This is a genomic window from Kibdelosporangium persicum (genome assembly GCF_013280595.1).
In the GTDB taxonomy this organism is placed as follows: Bacteria; Actinomycetota; Actinomycetes; order Mycobacteriales; family Pseudonocardiaceae; genus Kibdelosporangium; species Kibdelosporangium persicum.
Genome location: NZ_JAAATY010000007.1, coordinates 1 through 17856, shown reverse-complemented (window position 1 = coordinate 17856; position 17856 = coordinate 1). Strand labels below are relative to the sequence as shown.

Genomic DNA, 17856 nt, shown 5'->3' with positions numbered 1-17856 from the left:
AGCGGTCACCGTCACAGCGTCCCGGCTTGCGAGGCGATCACGCGCGGAGCAGTATTTGAACTGACCAGTCAGTTCAAATGGAGGGCGAGCGGTGCGGATCGAAGCCGAGCGAGCCGGGGTGGACGGCCCCCACGGGCCGTTGCTGCGGCCGACCTCGTTGAGCGTCCGGGAAGGCGAAGTCACGCTCGTCACGGGCGAGCCCGGCGCCGGTCACACCACCCTCGCCCTCGTGCTGGCCGGACGGATGCGCCTGTCGCAGGGCACGGTCACACCGGATGCCGCGACGCTGCGCGAACACGTCGTGCTGGTCGACGCGCCGGGCGTCAACGAGCCGGAGGGCGGCCTGAAACTCGGTGACGCGATCGCCGAAGAGCTGATGAACGCGGGCCGGCCCGCGAACCGCAAGGCGGTCAGGGAATGGCTGCGCGCGCAGGACGCCGGGCAGTACGTGGCCGACCGGGTCGACACCATCCCGGCACAGGTTCGCACGCGGCTGCTGATCGAGGCCGCGAGCGCGAAGCCGGGCGTTCGGGCCCTGCTGATCGACCAGCCGGACCGGCACGTCAGCGATCCCCGGACCTGGTGGCCCGAGGCCGTGGAACAAGCCGGACGGGGCCTCGCGGTCGTGGTGCTGTGCGCACCCGCCTCGGTCCAGGCGCTGAACGCCGAGGCCGTCTTGATCGGAGCACCAGAATGAGCGCCCTTCGCTTGGCGGGCAACGAACTCCGCCGTATCACCGCGGGCAGGCTGCCGAGGCTGGCCGTGCTCGCGCTCGTCCTCGTACCGCTGCTGTACGGCTCGCTGTACCTGTTCGCCAACCATGACCCGTACGGCAGGCTCGACCACATCCCGGCCGCGCTGGTGATGCAGGACGAAGGCGACTACGGCGGCAAAGTCGCCGACCAACTCCAGGAATCCGGTGCGTTCCACTGGCATCGGGTCGACGCTCAGGACGCGGACACCGGCGTACGGGACGGCACGTACTCGTTCTCGATGACCATCCCGAAGGACTTCACCGCGGCACTGGACTCCAGCGGCGCGTTCCAGCCACGGCAGGGCCTGATCACGGTCACCACCAACGACGCCAACAACTATCTGGTCGGCACGATCGCCGACAAGGTGGCGAGCGAGGTGCGCCAGTCGATCACCTCCGAGGTCGGCCAGACCGCCGCTGACAGGTTCCTGATCGGCTTCGGCACGATCTTCACCAGGACCCAGGAGGCCGCGAACGGCGCCGGCCAGCTGGCCGACGCGACCGTGCAGGCGCGGGACGGTGCCGCGCGGCTCGACGCGGGCCAGCGCAAGCTCGCCGACGGCGCCGCCCAGCTCTCCACCGGGCTCAAGCAGCTCAGCGGCGGCCTGAACACGTTGCACGACAAGACAAAGGACCTTCCGGCCAACGCGCGCAAGCTCGCCGACGGCGCCGCGCAGGTAGCCGCGGGCAACGCCCAGGTGGCGGCGCAGGGCCAGCACATCGCGGACGTGTCCACACAACTCGTCGGCGGTCTGGACCAGCTCAACGGGGACATCGCGGCGAAACTGCGGGCGGCTGGCTTCACCGAGGACCAGATACAGCGCGTGACGACCGCGTTGAGCCAGACGCGCCAACCGATCGACGACGCCAACACCAAGGTGCAGACCGCCGCGACCCAGCTGACCAAGCTCGCCGCGGGCGCGAAGCACGTGTCCGACGGCGCCGCGCAACTGGCCGCCCAGGCCCCCGCTTTGGCCGACGGCATCAGCGAAGCAGCCGCCGGGGGCACCAAGCTGAACGCCGGCGCGGCCGAGCTGGCCGGCGGGGAGAAGACCGCGGTCGACGGCACGGCCAAGCTCGCCGACGGCACGAAGCAGATCGCCGACGGATCGACCAAGCTCAGGGACGGCCTGAACCAAGGGCTCGGGCAGATCCCGCACCCGGACGACCCGACCCGGAACGCGACCGCGCACACCATCGGCAACCCGGTGTCGATCAACACCGTCGGTGACGTGAAGGCGGGCAGCTACGGTGCCGGGCTCGCGCCGTTCTTCTTCGGCCTGGCCACGTGGATCGGCGCGTTCGTGCTGTTCCTGCTGATCAAACCGTTGTCCAGCCGGGCCGTCGCGGCCGGTCAGCCCGCGTGGCGGGTGGCGCTCGGCGGCTGGCTGCCCGCGGCGGGTCTCGGCCTGGCCCAGGTGGTCCTGCTGTTCACGGTGGTCACGACGCTCGTCGGGATCGACGCGCACCGCCCGCTCGCCGCGTTCGGCCTGCTGGCGTTGGCGTCGCTGTCGTTCACCGCGATCCTGCACGCGCTCAACGCGTTCTTCGGCGCGGTCGGCAAGTTCCTCGGCCTGGTGCTGCTGATCCTCCAGCTGATCAGCTCGGGCGGCACCTTCCCGTGGCAGACGTTGCCGGATGTGTTGTACCCGTTGCATTCCGTGCTGCCGATGGGGTACGTGGTCGACGGGATGAGGCACCTGCTCTACGGTGGCTCAATGGTCAGCGTCGGTGAGGACGTCCTCGTGCTCGTCGCCTACCTCGCCGGTGCGCTGCTCGTGTCCACACTGGCCGCTCGGCGCCGGCGCGTCTGGACGCCGTCGCGGCTCAAGCCGGAGCTGGTGTTGTGAGCCCTCGAACCCAAGCCACGAAACAGAAGCTGTTCGACGCGACGCTACGGCTGGCCGGCACCAAGGGAATGGTCGGCCTGACCGTCGACGACATCGCGGCCGAGGCCGGTGTCGCCAAGGGCACCGTCTACTACAACTTCGGCAGCAAGGACGGCCTGATCGACGCGTTGCTGCGCTACGGCGTCGATCTGCTGGCCGACCGGTTGCGCAAGGCCGACGAGGTCGAGGACCTGGTCGACGCGGCGCTGTCGTACTTCGGCGACTACCCGGCGTTCGCGCAGTTGCTCGTCAGCGAGCTGTGGCGGACACCGGGCCAGTGGCACGACACGTTGACGCTCCTGCGTGACGACATCGTCTCCATCATCAAGGAACACATGCAGCGCCTGGCGGACGACGGCAGGCTGCCGTCGGGTGTGCAGACCGGCACGGCGGCGTCGGCGCTGTTCGGCACGCTGCTCGTGGTCGCGCTCGACTGGCAGGTGTTCCAGAAGCAGCGGACCCGCGCCGAGGTCCGTGATTCGGTGATGCCGCTGGTCCGCGGGTTGCGCCAGAATCTCTGAAAGAAGTCGGAACCCGCCGGCCGCGTCACGCCTCATGTTCTGGTGGAGGAAGGGGGCGGATTGTCCGACCAGTGGTTCGCCGAACTGTACGAGGCGTCTTATCGACGCATCGTCGTGGGGACGTACGGCCTGGTCGGAGACATCGGCGAAGCGGAGGAGCTCGCCCAGGAGGCCTTCGCGATCGCCTACAGCCGGCGCCGCCGGGTACGGACCACCGACAACCCGGAGGCGTGGTTGTACACGGTGGCCATCAACCTGGCGCGACGGCGCTGGCGTCGGCGCAACACGCTCGACCGGCTGTTGCGCCGCGAGACACCACCGCAGCCGGTGGAGTCACCGGAGGACTGGACCGGTGAACACCTGGAACTGCACGCCGCGATCAAGAAGTTGTCCTACGAGCACAGGGCGGTTGTCGTGTTGCACTACCTGGCCGACATGCCGGTCGACGAGGTGGCCGCGGCACTGGCGATCCCGGTGGGCACGGTGAAGTCCCGGCTCGCCCGGGCTCGGGCGGCGTTGGCCACGTCGCTGGGCGCACACCGGGAGGTGGAGAATGCCTGATCTCGATTTCAACGGGCTTCGCAACAAGCTGCAAAACGCTGTCGAGCAACCACCGGTGGACAAGGTCATCACGCGTGCGCGCCGGCGCACCAGCCGCCGGCGCCTCCAGTTCGTCAGCGCCGCCGCGGTCGTCCTGGTTGTCGCTGCTGTCCCGCTGCTTCGACTGGGGGTGCAACGGGACACAGTGACACCGGCGAGCCCGTCGGACCAGAACTTCGTTGTGGCGATGGATTTCTACGATCAGACGAACGGCTACGCACTGGGTGGTTCGTGCGAGCACAGGCCGATCTGCGACGCATGGGTGATGGCCACGGGCGACGCGATGACGTGGGACAAGCGCAGCACACCGCCGATGGAGACCGGTTACAGCGGTCAGCCGGACCGGTTGGTGGCGCTGGGCTCGACCACGGTCGTGATCGACGATCACCGGCCGGGCGGCGTCGTGAAGCGGTTCTTCTCCAGCGACGGCGCCCGCAGCTGGCAGGAAGTCCCGATCAGGCCCTCCGGCGCGCCGTACGCGACCACCCCGTCCCCGTCTGTCCTGGAGTGCCGCGACGGGGTCGTGACCGTGCTGGTCAACCGCAACGGGTTCAGCGCCAGGCTGGCGGAACAGCCGCCGATCGAAGTGACGTCGTGCCAGCCGTATCCCGACGCGAACGGGAAGTGGTGGGTCGCCGGGCTGGACCGGACCACTCGTGAACCGGTCGTGGCCCGCTCGAACGCGGGCGAAGCCTGGCAGGTCAGCGCCTTGTCGCCGGCCACCCGTCCGGCCGGCGACACTCCCCTGGCGATCTCGGTCGTCGCCTCACCCACGGCCGTGTACGCCACGCTGTCCGCTCCTGTCGACACTCCGGCCGACCTGCTCGCGATCTTCCGCAGCACCGACGGCGGAGTCACGTGGCAGCAGACCTGGCAGGCGGCGGAGGGCAAGCAGCCCACCAGCATCTCGGGCGTGCCGGTGGCGGGCGTCGACGGCAAACTGCGCGTCTCGCAGTACCCGCACCGCACCGACGGGGTCTGGACCAGTGCCGACGGCGGCAGGACCTTCACCGCCGAACAGAACCCGAACGCCGCCGAGGTGCGCCTGATCAGAAGCGGTTACCTGGCGTCCCGGTCGGACAGCGCGTCCACGGGCGAGTACCTCACGTCGTACGACGGCATCCAGTGGTGGTCGCACAAGGTGCCCTTCCCCTAGACCCCGCTGGGCGCCACGGCTACCCCCCAGCCGGGTGGCGTCCAGCGGGCCGGGGGGTGTCCCGGGTTTAGTGGGAACAGTCACAAACTTTACGTTCTCTTAGGAATCGCCGGAACCCGGGTCTTGTGCGCGCCCTTGACCCCGCATGACACTGATCGCCAGTTCGTTGGGCTGGGGGTCCATGTGACAACGGGGTTCATGTTCCGGGTACTCGGTCCACTGCGGGCCGGTGACGCGGAACTCGGCGGTACGAAACCGCGGGTGCTGTTGGCGACGCTGCTGCTCAACGCCAACCAGACCGTCACGTACGACATGCTGACGGACGCGTTGTGGCCGAACCGAAGACCACGGTCGGTCGCGGCGAATCTGCGCACGTACGTCAGTTCGCTGCGCGCGAGTTCGCCGCAGATCAGCGCCCGGATGCGGACCGACCGGATCGGCTACTCGATCGCGATCGGCCCTGGTGAGCTGGATCTGACCGAGTTCACCGGGCACGTCGCCGCCGCCCGCCAGTACCGGGCGGCCGGTGCGCTGGCGGAAGCCGCGCAACAGCTGGAAAGCGCTTTGGCGCTGTGGCACGGGGAACCGCTGGCCGACCTGCCCGGCGTGCACGCGTGGGGCGACCGGCTGGCGGCGTTGGCCGAGGCCAGGGTGATGGCCACCGAGGAGCTGCTCGGCCTGCGCGTGGCCGAAGGCCGGTACCAGGACGCGATCGCCGGACTGCGGCCGTTTCTGGCCGAGCACCCCTTCCGGGAATCCGGCTGGCAGCAACTGCTGCTGGCGCTGAACGGCAGCGGCCAGCAGGCCGAGGCGCTGCGCACGTACGCCGAGATCCGCAAGCGCCTGGTCACCGAACTGGGGGTGGAGCCGGGCCCGGAGCTGCGCAAGGTACATGAGGCGATCCTGAAAGGCGAAGCGCCACAGCAGGAACCTGCAATCGTGCGCGCGGTGCCGCGGCAGCTGCCGCAGGATGTCCCGGACTTCACCGGACGCGGCAAGCACATCGCGGCGCTGCGGTCGATGGTCGCGACCGCGTCGCAGGCCGCCGCGGTCGCCACGATCGTGGGATCACCGGGCGTCGGCAAGACCGCTTTCGCCGTGCACGTGGCGCATCTGGTGAAGGACGCGTTCCCGGACGGCCAGTTGTACGTGGATCTCGCCGGGACCACGAGCAGGCCGCGCACCGGCAAGGAAGTCCTTGGCAGCCTGCTGCGTTCGCTCGGTGTGACCGGCGCTGCGGTGCCGGACAGCGTGCACGACCGGGCGGCGCTGTACCGGTCCCTGGCGTCGGAAACGCGGATGCTGGTGCTGTTCGACGACGCCGCCAACGCCGCTCAGGTCCAGGGTCTGCTGCCGGCGAGCAACTGGTGTGTGCTGGTGACCAGCCGTCAGCGGATGGCGGAACTGCCCGCCACGCACCAGATCGAGCTCGACGTGCTGCCCGCCGGCGAGGCGGGCGAACTGCTCGGCAAGATCGCCGGGCTGGACCGGGTGAACCGGGAACCCGAGTCGGCGGAGGCGATCCTGCGCTCGTGCGGCTATCTGCCGTTGGCGATTCGCATCGCGGGCGCGCGGATCGCGGGCCGCCGCGGCTGGACGTTGACCGTCCTGGAACGACGGCTGGCCGACGAGACCCAGCGGCTGAGTGAGCTGAAAGCGGGCGAACTCGCGGTCCGGGCGAGCATCGACCTCAGTTACCGGCAGTTGCCGCCGGACGCGGCGGAGGCGTTCCGGCTGCTGGGCAGGCTGGGCCCGAGCACCATCCCGGAATGGGTGGCGGGCGCGTTGCTCGACCGGCCGGACAGCACCGATCTGGTCGACGTGCTGCTCGACGCGAACATGCTGGAAATGGCCGGCATGGACGTGATCGACCAGCCGCGTTACCTGATGCACGACCTGATCAGGTGCTATGCGCGGGGTGCCGTCGACACGGACGTCCGCGAACCGTTGCGCCGGGCGGTCTCCGGCTGGCTCGGGCTGGTCGAGAAGGCCGTGGCCCGGCTGCCGGTGAGCATCTTCCGCGCACTGCCGAACGACTCGCCGCGCCACCCGGTCGACCAGTCCATTGTGGACGCTGTCGAACGGGCGCCGTTGCGGTGGCTGGACGCCGAGCACGAGACACTGATCTCGGTGGTCGAGCTCGCGGCGGCGGAAGGACTGGACGACCTGGCCTGCACGCTGGCCACGACGCTGGTCGCGTACTTCGACCACCGCGGCCATTTCGATTCCTGGCAACGGGTGCACGAGGTGGCGTTGCCGTCGGCGAAGGACAAGTTGAGCCAGGCCGTGCTGTTGCGCGGACTGGCTCAGGTGCATCTGTACCGCGACTGCTACGACTCGGCCGAGTCGACGTTCGCTCAGGCGCGTGCGTTGTTCATCGAGGCGGGACACCCACTGGGCGAGGCGTTCGCCAGCTGCGGAGTCGGCGCGGCCCGCTACTTCCGCGGCCGTCCGCTGGCCGCGCTGCCGTACTTCCACAAAGGACTGCACATCTTCGTCGACCAGGGTGACGTCCACGCCGAAGCCTATGCGCGGCAAGCGATCGGCAAGGCACAGCTGGCGATCGGCAACCGCACCGAGGCGGTCAACTGGCTGGAACGTGCGCTGTGCCTGGCGGGTGAGGCGGGTGACCGGCACCGTGAGGGCCGGGTGCTCAGCGAGCTCGGCAGGCTGCACGCGGGCGCCGGGCAGACCAAGAAGGCCGTGCGCCACCTGGAAAAGGCGCTGGACATCCTCCGCAGTCTCGGCGACGATCACTGTTCGGCGTACGCGTTGCACTGGCTGGGCGACCTGCACACCACGGCGGGCGAGTTCGGCCGGGCGGAAGTCGAGGTGCGCCAGGCACTGGCCGCGTTCCGGCGGCTGAAGGACCGCAGTGGCGAGGAAAAAGCCGAGTGGACGTTGAACGTCCTGCGCCGCCGTCGTGGCGCGACGCTGGAGAAGGTCACCGGCTAGCGTCCTTTTTGACTTCCTTTGTGCGCTTCGTTCGTACCGTGACCGGCCGGGGGCAACCACCGGGACACGGAGGGATGAATGCGGAGACAAAGACCGCCTACCCTGATCAGGATCCAACGGAGAACCGGCCTGTTACGCGGGCTGGCCGCCGCGGTCGCCGCGGCACTGGTGTTCGAGGCGGCGAGTGTGTCGCTGCCGGACGAAGCCGTTGCGGCGCCCGCTGATCCGAAGCTCGGCCCCGGCCAGGCCGCCGACGTCCCGTCGGCGATCGTGGCCGCACGACTGACCGGCACCAGGGTCGAGGCACTGGCCGCCCGCACGGAAACGTCCACCACATGGGCGAATCCGGACGGCAAGCTGACCACCGACACGCACGCGGGCCCGATTCGCTACCGCCACAAGGACACCTGGATCGACATCGACCTGAGTCTGGTCAAGCAGGCGGACGGCGCGGTCACCCCGAGGGCCCATCCGTCCGGCCTGAAGCTGGCCGGTGCGAGCCCGCAGGCCCGTGGCGGCGACCAGACCACCGATCTGGCCGTGCTCGGCACCGCCGACAAGCGGATGGCGGTGCAGTGGAAGGGCGCGCTGCCCGAGCCGAAGCTGGCCGGTTCCAGGGCGACGTACCCCGGCGTGCTCCCCGGCGCCGACCTGATCATCGAGACCACCCGGACGGGTTTCGAACAGTACATCGAGCTGCACGCCAAGCCGGCCGAAGCACCGACCTACACGCTGCCGTTGCAGCTGGCCGGTGCCAAGCTGACCCAGCTGCCGGACGGCAGCGCGGCGTTCGTCGACAGCAAGACCGGTGAGCAGCTGGCCACCATGCCCGCGCCGGTGATGTGGGACTCCACTGTGGACCCTGCCAGCGGCGAGCACACCCGGCGCGCTCCCGTGGGCATGACCATCAAGGACGACCAGCTCATCCTCACGCCGGACGCGAAGTTCCTGGCCGACCCGGCGACCAGGTACCCGGTCACGGTCGACCCGGCCACCGCCGCCATCTACGGCGCCTTCGACACGTTCGTGCAGCAGGGCTACAGCACCGACCAGTCCTCCTCGACCGAGCTCAAGCTGGGCAACAACGGGTCCAACCAGCGGGCACGGTCGTACATCAACTGGAACACCGCGGCCATCGCGGGCAAGCAGGTGTCGGCCGCCAAGCTGAACCTGTTCGCCTTCCACTCGTGGTCCTGCCAGGCCCGGACCTGGGAGGTGTGGCCGGCCGGCCTGGCCACCACCGCGACCCGGTGGGGTGCCGAGCCCACGCGGACGGGCAGCGCGCCCGCCGCGACCTCGACCGAGACCAAGGGGTACGGCTCCGGCTGCGCCGACGGCTGGATCACCGCGGACGTCACCAACCTGGTGAAGTCGTGGGCGGACCAGCGGCTCTCGACCGCGGGCATGGGCCTGAAGGCCGCCAACGAGGACGACAGCTACACGTGGAAGCGGATGAACTCCGGCAACGCCGCGACCAACGTGCCGTTCATCTCGGTCACGTACGACTCCGCCCCGCAGCCCGGCGACGGCCTGGGCGCGTCCCCGCCCGGATTCGTCTACAACGGACGCGGTGTGGTCAGCTCGCTGACGCCCACCTTGTCCTACCAGGCGGGCGACGCGGTCGGCGACAAGGTCCAGGCGCTGTTCCAGGTCTTCGACCCGCTCACCGAACTGCTCGTGACGGAGATGCGAGTCCCGGACGCGCCGTCCGGCACCCGGGTGTCGGCGATCGTCCCGGCCGGAAACCTGCAGCACGGCAGGGCGTACAAGTTCCGCGCCACCAGTGACGGCGACAACGGCAACCCGGCGTGGTCGCCGTGGTTCGAGTTCGATGTGGACGTCGTCAACCCCGGTGCTCCCAAGAGCATCACGTCCACGGACTACCCGACCGGCCAGTGGGTCAAGGGCGCGGGCGAGACCGGCGTCTTCACCGTCACCCCCGCGGGCGGCGACGACCAGCACTGGCTGGAGTGGAGCCTGAACAACGGCACCTGGACGAAGGTGCAGATCGGCACCACCGCCAGCCCGTTCGGCCTGCCGATCACGCCGGACCAGAACGGCACGAACGTGCTGCAGGTCCGCACGGTCGACAAGGCGGACAACAGGTCCGAGGCGATCAGCTACCAGTTCCACGTCGGTCCCGGTGCGGTGAAGGCCCCGACCGACGGTGAACGCACGGCCCGCCGCGTGCCGCTGGCCGCGGAGACCGACGGCGGCAAGTTCGACAAGGTCACGTTCTCGTGGCGGCGGTCGGAAACCGACCCGTGGGCCCCGGTTCCGCCCGCCAACGTGGTCGCCGACGGCCAGCCGCTCGCGGCCTGGCCCGCGCCGCTGACCGGCGGCAGGACCAACGCCCTGGCGTGGAACGTCACCGACACGATCAACCCGGACGGCAACGTCCAGGTCCGCGCGGAGTTCACCGGCCCCGGCTCGGCCACGGCCACGACGGGCGCGGCGGACATCGTGGTCGACCGCAACGCCGAGGCCGCGGAGAGCGAAGAGGTCGGTCCCGGTACGGTCAACCTGATCACCGGCGAGTTCACGCTGTCCGACGAGGACGCTTCGGCGTTCGACCTGGCGGCGACGCGCAGCGCGGGGTCACGGCGGCCGACGGCGGGTGCCAGCCAGGAGGGCCAGGCGCCGATCTTCGGCAAGGAGTGGGTCTCCGGCACGGTCGCCGAGGCGGTCGACACGGAGTTCACACACCTGCGTAAGACGTCGAACACGTCGGTGGACCTGGTCTCCGAGGACGGCGACTCGATTCACTTCACCGTGCGGGCCGACGGCAGCTGGGCACCGGAACCCGGTGCCGAGAGCCTGACCCTGACCGGTGCGCTGACCGGTTCGTTCACGCTCAAGGACACCGACGGCAACCTCATCACACTGGCCAAGGTGGACCCCGCCGCGACCACGTGGCAGGTGACCAGCACCGCCGAGCAGAACATCGCGAACTCGACCACCCAGGTCGTGTCGCAGACGGTCACCGTGGACGGCAAGAAGCTGGCCCGGCCGTGGCGGCTGATCGCGCCGACACCGGCGGTCGCGTTGGCCACGTGCCAGACCACGCCGTCCACCAAGGGCTGCCGGGTGCTGGAGATGGTCTACGCCACCAGCACGACGGCGACGGCCACGGCACTGGGCAACTTCAAGGACCAGGTCGCCGAGATCAAGCTGTGGGCCACCGACCCGGGTGCGTCCGCCGCGACGGCGTCCACGATCGCGAAGTACGCCTACGACGCCCAGGGCCGGCTGCGGGAGGTCTGGGACCCGCGGATCAGCCCGGCGTTGAAGACCGCGTACACGTATGACGCCGCGGGCCGCGTCGCCACCCTCACCGAACCCGGTGAGCTGCCCTGGACTTTCGTCTACGGCAACGCGGGTGGTGTCGTCGGCGGCGACGGCATGCTGCTGCGCGTGACCCGGCCGACCCTCAAGCAGGGCACGCTCGACCAGGTCGAGGGCACGGCGACGACGTCCGTCGTCTACGACGTGCCGCTGACCGGAACCAGGGCACCGCACCAGATGGGACCATCCGATGTGGCCGCGTGGGGCCAGATCGACGTCCCGACTGACGCGACGGCGATCTTCCCGCCGGACGCGGTTCCGTCGGCCAACAACGGTGGGCAGCTCACGGCGAACAGCTACGGCCGCGCCGTGGTCCACTACCTGAACGCCTCCGGGCAGCTGGTGAACGAGGCCGACGAGGCACGCAACATCGGTGTCGCCGAGTACGACCAGTTCGGCAACACGGTCAGGGAGTTGTCCGCGGCCAACCGTTCCCTCGCCCTCGGCCGTACCCAGGCCGAGCGCGACGAGCTGACGCGGCTCGGCATCGCCTCGCTGACCACGCAGGAGCGGGCCGAACTGCTGTCCACGCGGTCCACTTTCGACAGTGTGAACCGGGGACGGGAGGTCCAGTCGCTCGGTCCGCTGCGGATCGTGCAGCTGGAGAACGCCTTGGTGCACAACGGCACGACCGTGCTGGCGGCAGGCGCGACGGTCCCGGCACGGCCGAAGGTCACGCACGAGTACGACAAGGGACGGCCCACCAACGGCACCGCCGTGGTGACCGACCAGATCACGCGCAAGATCGAAGGAGCGCAGCCGCGGGGCTACCCGGATCTGCTCGCCGACGCGCGGGTCACCGACACGGTGCACGACTGGACCAAGGGCCTGGCGATCAAGTCGATCGAGGACCCGGACGGCCTGGCGATCACCAAGACGACCGAGTACGACGCGCAGGGCCGGGCAGTGAAGACCTTGCTGCCGCAGTCGAACGGCGCGGACGCGGGCACGCTGGTGACCACCTACTGGTCGGCGACCGGTACCGGCACGTGCGCGGGCCGGCCGGAGTGGGCGGACCTGATCTGCATGACCAGCCCGGGTGGCGCGATCACCGGCGGCGGCTCGAACCCGGCGCAGCAGATCACCACCACGACCGAGTACAACCGGGAAGGTGAACCGGCCAAGGTCACCGAAAGCGCCAACGGCGTCTCGATGGTCACCACGTTCGGCTTCGACACCGCGCTGCGGGAGATTACCGAGACTGTCACCGGCGGTGTCGGCGCGGCCGTGCCGGTGCAGACCACCGAGTACGACCCGGCGACCGGCGAAGCGGTCCGGACGACCTCGTCGACCGGCGGCACGATCACCGAGCAGCTGGACAAACTGGGTCGTCAGGTGTCCTACACGGACGCTGACGGCGGTGTCACGCGTACCGAGTACGACCGGCTCGACCGGCCGGTGAAGGTCAGCGACTCGGTCCCGTCCACCACCACGTTCACCTACGACCACGCCCAGGAACCGCGTGGCCTGCCGACGTCGATGACCGACTCGGTGGCGGGCACGTTCACGGCCAAGTACGACGCGGACGGCTCGGTCTACGAGGAAGGCCTGCCTGGCGGCTACACCATGCGCCAGCAGGAGGACCCGACGGGTTCGCCGATCTCGCGGACCTACACGCGCAACTCCGACGGGCAGATCGTGCTGTCCGACGGTGTGGTCGAGTCGATCCACGGCCAGTGGCTCAAGCACAGCGGTGTGCCGGGCCAGTTCTCCAGCCAGAAGTTCGCCTACGACAAGGCAGGCAGGCTGGTGGACGTCGAGGACAGCTACGCGGGCGTGTGCACGAAGCGCTCGTACGGCTTCGACAAGCGCAGCAACCGCTCGTCGCTGCGGACGGCCTCCGGCCAGCCGGGCACGGCCTGCCCGACGACCGGTGGCGACACGGTGACCCACGCCTACGACTCCGGTGACCGGATCGTCGACCCGGGTTACGTCTACGACGCCTTCGGGCGTACGACGGCGCAGCCCAACGGAACGACGTCCAGCTACTACGTCAACGACCTGGTGCGTTCGCAGACCACGCAGACGCACCAGCAGACGTGGACGCTCGACGCGGAACACCGTTTCCGGTCGTGGACGGTCGAGGAGAAGCAGGAAGACGGCACGTGGCTGAAGACGTCGTCGAAGCTCAACCACTACGACGACGACGCCGACAGCCCGAGGTGGATCGTGGAGGACACCGCCACCGGCGTGGTCTCCCGCAACGTCTCCTCGCTGGGTGGCGACCTGGCCGCGACGACCGCCGCCGCCGGTGAGGTCGAGCTGCGGTTCACCAACCTGCACGGGGACGTGAACCTGACGGTGCCGCTGGACCCGACCCAGGCTCCGTCTGTTGTGGACAGTGACGAGTACGGCAACACCCGGGTCGGCCTGACCTCGCAGCGGTACGGCTGGCTGGGCGGGAAGCAACGGTCGGCCGAGACCGTGACCGGCTCGGTGCTGATGGGTGTGCGGCTGTACAACCCCGTCACCGGACGGTTCCTGTCGGTCGACCCGGTGTACGGCGGCAGCGCGAACGCCTACGAGTACTCCGCGGCCGACCCGGTCAACAAGGTCGACCTGGACGGCCAGTGGATCTCGATCGCGGTCCGCGCGGGCATCTTCGCGTGCAAGAAGTTCTGCAAGAAGGGCTGGAACGCCGGCAAGAACCTGTTCAAGAAGAAAGGCAAGACCAAGAAGCCGAAGAAGGTCAACCTCAAGAAGTCCAAGTACAAGCAGAAGAAAAAGAAGTACAAGACGAAGGCGCGCAAGGGCAAGGCCAAGGTCAAGAAGGGCCTCGGCTGGCTGGTCGGGTACACCGGAAAGGGTGTCGCGGCCGGGTTCCTGGCCAACTCGGCCTACTGCGCGGTCAAGCGGTACCGCAACTGCGAGAAGAACTGGCCCTGGTGGGGCGGGATCGCGGGCGGCAGCTACGCCTGGCTCAAGATCGGCAAGAAGGGCCTCGGCAAGCTGTCGAAGTGGTTGAAGAACCGCAAGAAGAAGAAAAGGTGACGGTGTCCGGATGACCGGATGACCCGGGGGCAGGACGGCCGACGTCCTGCCCCCGGTTTTTTGTACGGGTTCTGTATGCCGGTTGCGGAAGCTGCCGGGCATGAAACGTTTCCCGAGACGACTGCTCGCCGTGTTCGTCACGGTGACCGGGATGCTTCTGGCCGGTGCGCTGCCCGCGTTCGCGGCGACCGGAACCGTGCAGACCGCGGGCGATCCGTTGAATGTCCGGCGCGCCCCCACCACCAGTTCCACCATCGTCGGCAGCGTGGCGAACGGCCGGACGGTCACCATCGACTGCCAGACCCAGGGGATCTCGGTGACCGGCCCGCTCGGCACGACCACGTTGTGGGACTACGTGCCCGCGCTCGGCGGGTACATCTCGCACGCGTACGTGAAGACCACGCCCGCGGGCCAGGTGGCACCGGACTGCGGGGTCGGCACCGGCAGCGCGGAGTGCTCGACCGGAGTATGCGCAGGTGAAGCGCTGTTCCGTTCGACCGACGGGCACTTCCTGGTCTACGACCGCAACGCCGACGGCAAGTCGGCCGTGGTGGCGTACTGGCTGAAAGGCGGCGTCGGACCGCTCTACGCCTGGAACTCCAACGGCAATGGGACGTCTACTGACAGGGCGACCGGCGTCCCCTCCGGCGGCTGGGTCTACTACAAGGTCTGCGTCGCGGACTACTCGACGACCCCGGTGCTGGAAGCGTGCAGCAACGGCATTACCGACTACGTCGCATAGAGGGGGAGATCGATGGCTGAACTGAACCGGCGGCTGGTCTTGCTCGGCGGAGCGGCGGTGGCCTCGACGGCGGCCCTGCCGTCCTGGGCTTCGGCGAGGACCACGGCGGCCGCACCGCCGATCAGGGACCCGTTCCAGTTGGGTGTGGCGTCCGGGGACCCGTTACCCGACAGCGTGGTGCTGTGGACGAGGCTGGCCCCGGCGCCGCTGAACCCGGACGGGTTCGGCGGAATGCCGGACGCGACCTACGACGTGGAATGGGAGATCGCAACCGACTCGGCATTCGCCTCGGTGGCGCAACGCGGAACCGTCGCCACGACAAGGGCTCAGGCGCACAGCGTGCACGTCGAGCCGGTGGGATTGGAACCGGGCCGGGAGTACTTCTACCGGTTCAAGGCAGGCGGGCACATCTCGCCGGTGGGCCGGACACTGACGGCCCCGGCTCCGGGCGCTGCGGTCTCGCAGCTGAAGTTCACGTTCGGCTCGTGCCAGCACTGGGAAGAAGGCTGGTACCACGCGTACCGGGGAATGGCGGCCGACCGCCCGGACCTGGTGCTGTTCCTCGGCGACTACATCTACGAGAAGCCTTCCGGCCGCCCGGCGGCCGAGCGCGTGCGTGGCCTGGCCGTCCCCGCCGAAACGACAACCTTGGCGATCTACCGGGCACGCCACGGCCAGCACAAGACTGACGCGGACCTCCAGGCAGCACACGCCGTCGCGCCCTGGCTGGTGGCTTTTGACGACCACGAGGTCGTGAACAACTGGAACTCCAGCGGTTCGCCCGCCTCGGCGTCCCGGAAGGCGTTGGCGTTCCAGGCTTTCTACGAGCACATGCCGATCAGGTCCACGGCGAAGCCCTCGGGCTCGACGATCCAGTTGTACCGCCAGTTCGTGTGGGGCAACCTCGCCCGGTTCCACATGCTCGACACACGCCAGTACCGCAGTGTGCAGGCGACGGACAACAACTGCTCGGTGATGAAGGACCCGGCGCGCACGATCACCGGAACCGCGCAGGAACAGTGGCTGCTGAAGTCCTTCGAGACCCATCCGTCCACATGGGACTTCCTGGGACAGCAGGTGTTCTTCGCCCAGCGCGACGCGGACGGCTCGGCTTCGACCTGCGAGTCGCCGGACTCGTGGAACGGGTACGAGGGATCACGCAAGCGCATCACCAAGGGCTGGGTCGACCGTGGCGTGCCCAATCCTGTTGTGCTGACCGGCGACGTGCACCGGCACTGGGCCGCCGACCTGCGCCAGGACTACTTCGACCACAGCGACCCCATTGTCGGCTCAGAGCTGGTGACGACCTCGATCACCAGCAACCCGGGGACCGGCGGGCCACCTGACGCCACGTGGTTCTCGCGCAACCCGCACGTGAAGTACAACAAGAACCAGCGCGGGTACGTCCGGGTGACGGCCACCCAGCAACAGACCCGGGCTGACTTTGTTGTGGTGTCGAACGCCCTGGAGCGCGACCCGGCAAAGGTGACCCTGTCGACTGACGTCAGCTTCGCCATCCAGGCAGGACGACGCGGGCTGCAACGCTTGTAACCTCCGCCGTGTCCACCTTCCCGGCACGGCGTGTTGACCTTCCCGACACGCCGTGTCCGCCTTTCCAGCACGCCGTGTCCGCCTTTCCAGCACACCGTGTCCGCCTTTCCAGCACACCGTGTCCGCCTTTCCAGCACGCCGTGTCCGCCTTTCCAGCACGCCGTGTCCGCCTTTCCAGCACACCGTGACTCACCTTCCAGCACACCGTGTCTCACCTTCCAGCACGCCGTGTCCGCCTTTCCAGCACACCGTGTTGACCTTTCCGGCACACCGTGTCTCACCTTCCAGCACGGCGTGTTGACCTTTCCAGCACGGCGTGTCCACCTTTCCAGCACGCCGTGTTGACCTTTCCGGCACACCGTGTCTCACCTTCCAGCACGGCGTGTTGACCTTTCCAGCACGGCGTGTCCACCTTTCCAGCACGGCGTGTTGACCTTTGCCGCACCTTGAGATTTTGGTTGCGTTTCAAGACGTGTCCTCGCCGGACGGGCAGGCCACCAAGAGGAGAGGGGGCCGCACTCCCTTCCTCCCGTCCGGCCTGCCTGAGGCAACCATGGGCGTCAAGGGGATCGGTTTGGCTTCCAGCCTGGTTTTTCGCGTGGGCCGACCCCTTGACCCCCATGGTTGGGCTTCGCCCAGGCCAGACGGGAGGAAGGGAGCACGAAGGGTTTCCTTGCGCTGTCGCGCTTGTGGGACGGCGGTGATCCGTTTAGCTTTCGCTTGGGGCTGGGTTTCGTGGGCGGATCACCGCCGCTTTTGCGGTTCTGTCAAGGAAACTCGGGTCTTTGTCCCCCTATCGTGTGATCGTACTGATGTTCGAAGACTTTCATGTTTTACCGGCGTATTCTGGACGTATGGGGCAGATCGCTTCCACTTCACTCTGGCAGCTCGGCAACCGCGAGCTGGTCACGCGGCTCACCGCCGTACACAGGCGGATACTCCGCGACTATGCCGAGTACTTCGCGATCCTGTCCGAAGTGGATGGCCGGGGAACCGCGTACGAGTTGGGCTACAGCAACACCGCCGCGCTACTCGTCCACACCCAGAACATCTCACGCAGCGAAGCCAACCAGCGCATCGCCCAAGCCACAGCCCTGCATGACGTGAAGACTCCGACCGGCGCGGTGATCGAGGCCTCCCTTCCGTTGACGGCGGCGAAGTTGGCTGCCGGTGAGATCAGCGTTGGACAGGTGGAGGTCATCCGGAAGTTTGTGGGCAGCCTCGACCATGTGGAGCCCGAAAAGGTTGCTCTGGCTGAAGAGTTGATGGTCGAGCGTGCTGCCGAGGACGACCCGAATGCTTTGGCCCGGTATGGGGAGCGGTGGGTGCGTGATGTCATCGACCCGGATGGC

At 68.6% G+C, this 17856-nt stretch carries 10 protein-coding genes; all 10 read left to right on the top strand.

All coding sequences use genetic code 11. The annotated features are described in order from the left end of the window. The first annotated feature begins 91 nt into the window (after window positions 1–91). The gene (locus GC106_RS14580; RefSeq protein WP_173129919.1) at window positions 92–697 is read left to right on the top strand and encodes an ATP-binding cassette domain-containing protein; all 606 of its coding nucleotides are present in this window, start codon (window positions 92–94) and stop codon (window positions 695–697) included. Further along, window positions 694–2604, top strand: a complete 1911-nt coding sequence (locus GC106_RS14575) for a YhgE/Pip domain-containing protein (protein ID WP_173129915.1) — start codon at window positions 694–696, stop codon at window positions 2602–2604. The genes GC106_RS14580 and GC106_RS14575 overlap by 4 nt, the downstream gene beginning before the upstream one ends. Beyond that, the gene (locus GC106_RS14570) at window positions 2601–3164 is read left to right on the top strand and encodes a TetR/AcrR family transcriptional regulator (RefSeq protein WP_173129912.1); all 564 of its coding nucleotides are present in this window, start codon (window positions 2601–2603) and stop codon (window positions 3162–3164) included. Before GC106_RS14575 ends, GC106_RS14570 begins: the two co-directional genes overlap by 4 nt. A 60-nt stretch (window positions 3165–3224) precedes the next feature. Next, entirely contained in the window at window positions 3225–3725 is a 501-nt protein-coding gene (locus tag GC106_RS14565) for a SigE family RNA polymerase sigma factor (RefSeq protein WP_173129909.1), read from the top strand. After that, window positions 3718–4920 carry a WD40/YVTN/BNR-like repeat-containing protein gene (locus GC106_RS14560; RefSeq protein ID WP_173129906.1) on the top strand — a complete coding sequence of 401 codons (1203 nt, stop codon included), beginning with the start codon at window positions 3718–3720 and terminating at the stop codon, window positions 4918–4920. The genes GC106_RS14565 and GC106_RS14560 overlap by 8 nt, the downstream gene beginning before the upstream one ends. Window positions 4921–5103: 183 nt before the next feature. Then, window positions 5104–7875: an AfsR/SARP family transcriptional regulator gene (locus tag GC106_RS14555; RefSeq protein WP_173129903.1), complete on the top strand. Its 2772-nt coding sequence runs from the start codon at window positions 5104–5106 to the stop codon at window positions 7873–7875. A gap of 78 nt (window positions 7876–7953) precedes the next feature. Continuing rightward, on the top strand, window positions 7954–14211 hold the full coding sequence (locus GC106_RS14550; RefSeq protein WP_173129900.1) for a DNRLRE domain-containing protein: 6258 nt from the start codon (window positions 7954–7956) through the stop codon (window positions 14209–14211). Window positions 14212–14311: 100 nt separating this feature from the next. Then, a complete protein-coding gene (locus tag GC106_RS14545) occupies window positions 14312–14953 on the top strand; it encodes a hypothetical protein (RefSeq protein WP_246365730.1) in 642 nt (213 codons plus the stop codon). Window positions 14954–14965: 12 nt separating this feature from the next. Then, a complete protein-coding gene (locus tag GC106_RS14540) occupies window positions 14966–16504 on the top strand; it encodes an alkaline phosphatase D family protein (RefSeq protein WP_173129897.1) in 1539 nt (512 codons plus the stop codon). A gap of 854 nt (window positions 16505–17358) precedes the next feature. Continuing rightward, a partial coding sequence (locus GC106_RS14535; protein ID WP_173129894.1) for a DUF222 domain-containing protein occupies window positions 17359–17856 on the top strand: 498 nt, incomplete at its 3' end.

What these genes read in the sequence shown, in the direction of transcription:
- GC106_RS14545 (WP_246365730.1), top strand. Translation starts at nt 14,312, where the DNA reads ATGAAACGTTTCCCGAGACGACTGCTCGCCGTGTTCGTCACGGTGACC.
- GC106_RS14540 (WP_173129897.1), top strand. Translation starts at nt 14,966, where the DNA reads ATGGCTGAACTGAACCGGCGGCTGGTCTTGCTCGGCGGAGCGGCGGTG.
- GC106_RS14550 (WP_173129900.1), top strand. Translation starts at nt 7,954, where the DNA reads ATGCGGAGACAAAGACCGCCTACCCTGATCAGGATCCAACGGAGAACC.
- GC106_RS14575 (WP_173129915.1), top strand. Translation starts at nt 694, where the DNA reads ATGAGCGCCCTTCGCTTGGCGGGCAACGAACTCCGCCGTATCACCGCG.
- GC106_RS14560 (WP_173129906.1), top strand. Translation starts at nt 3,718, where the DNA reads ATGCCTGATCTCGATTTCAACGGGCTTCGCAACAAGCTGCAAAACGCT.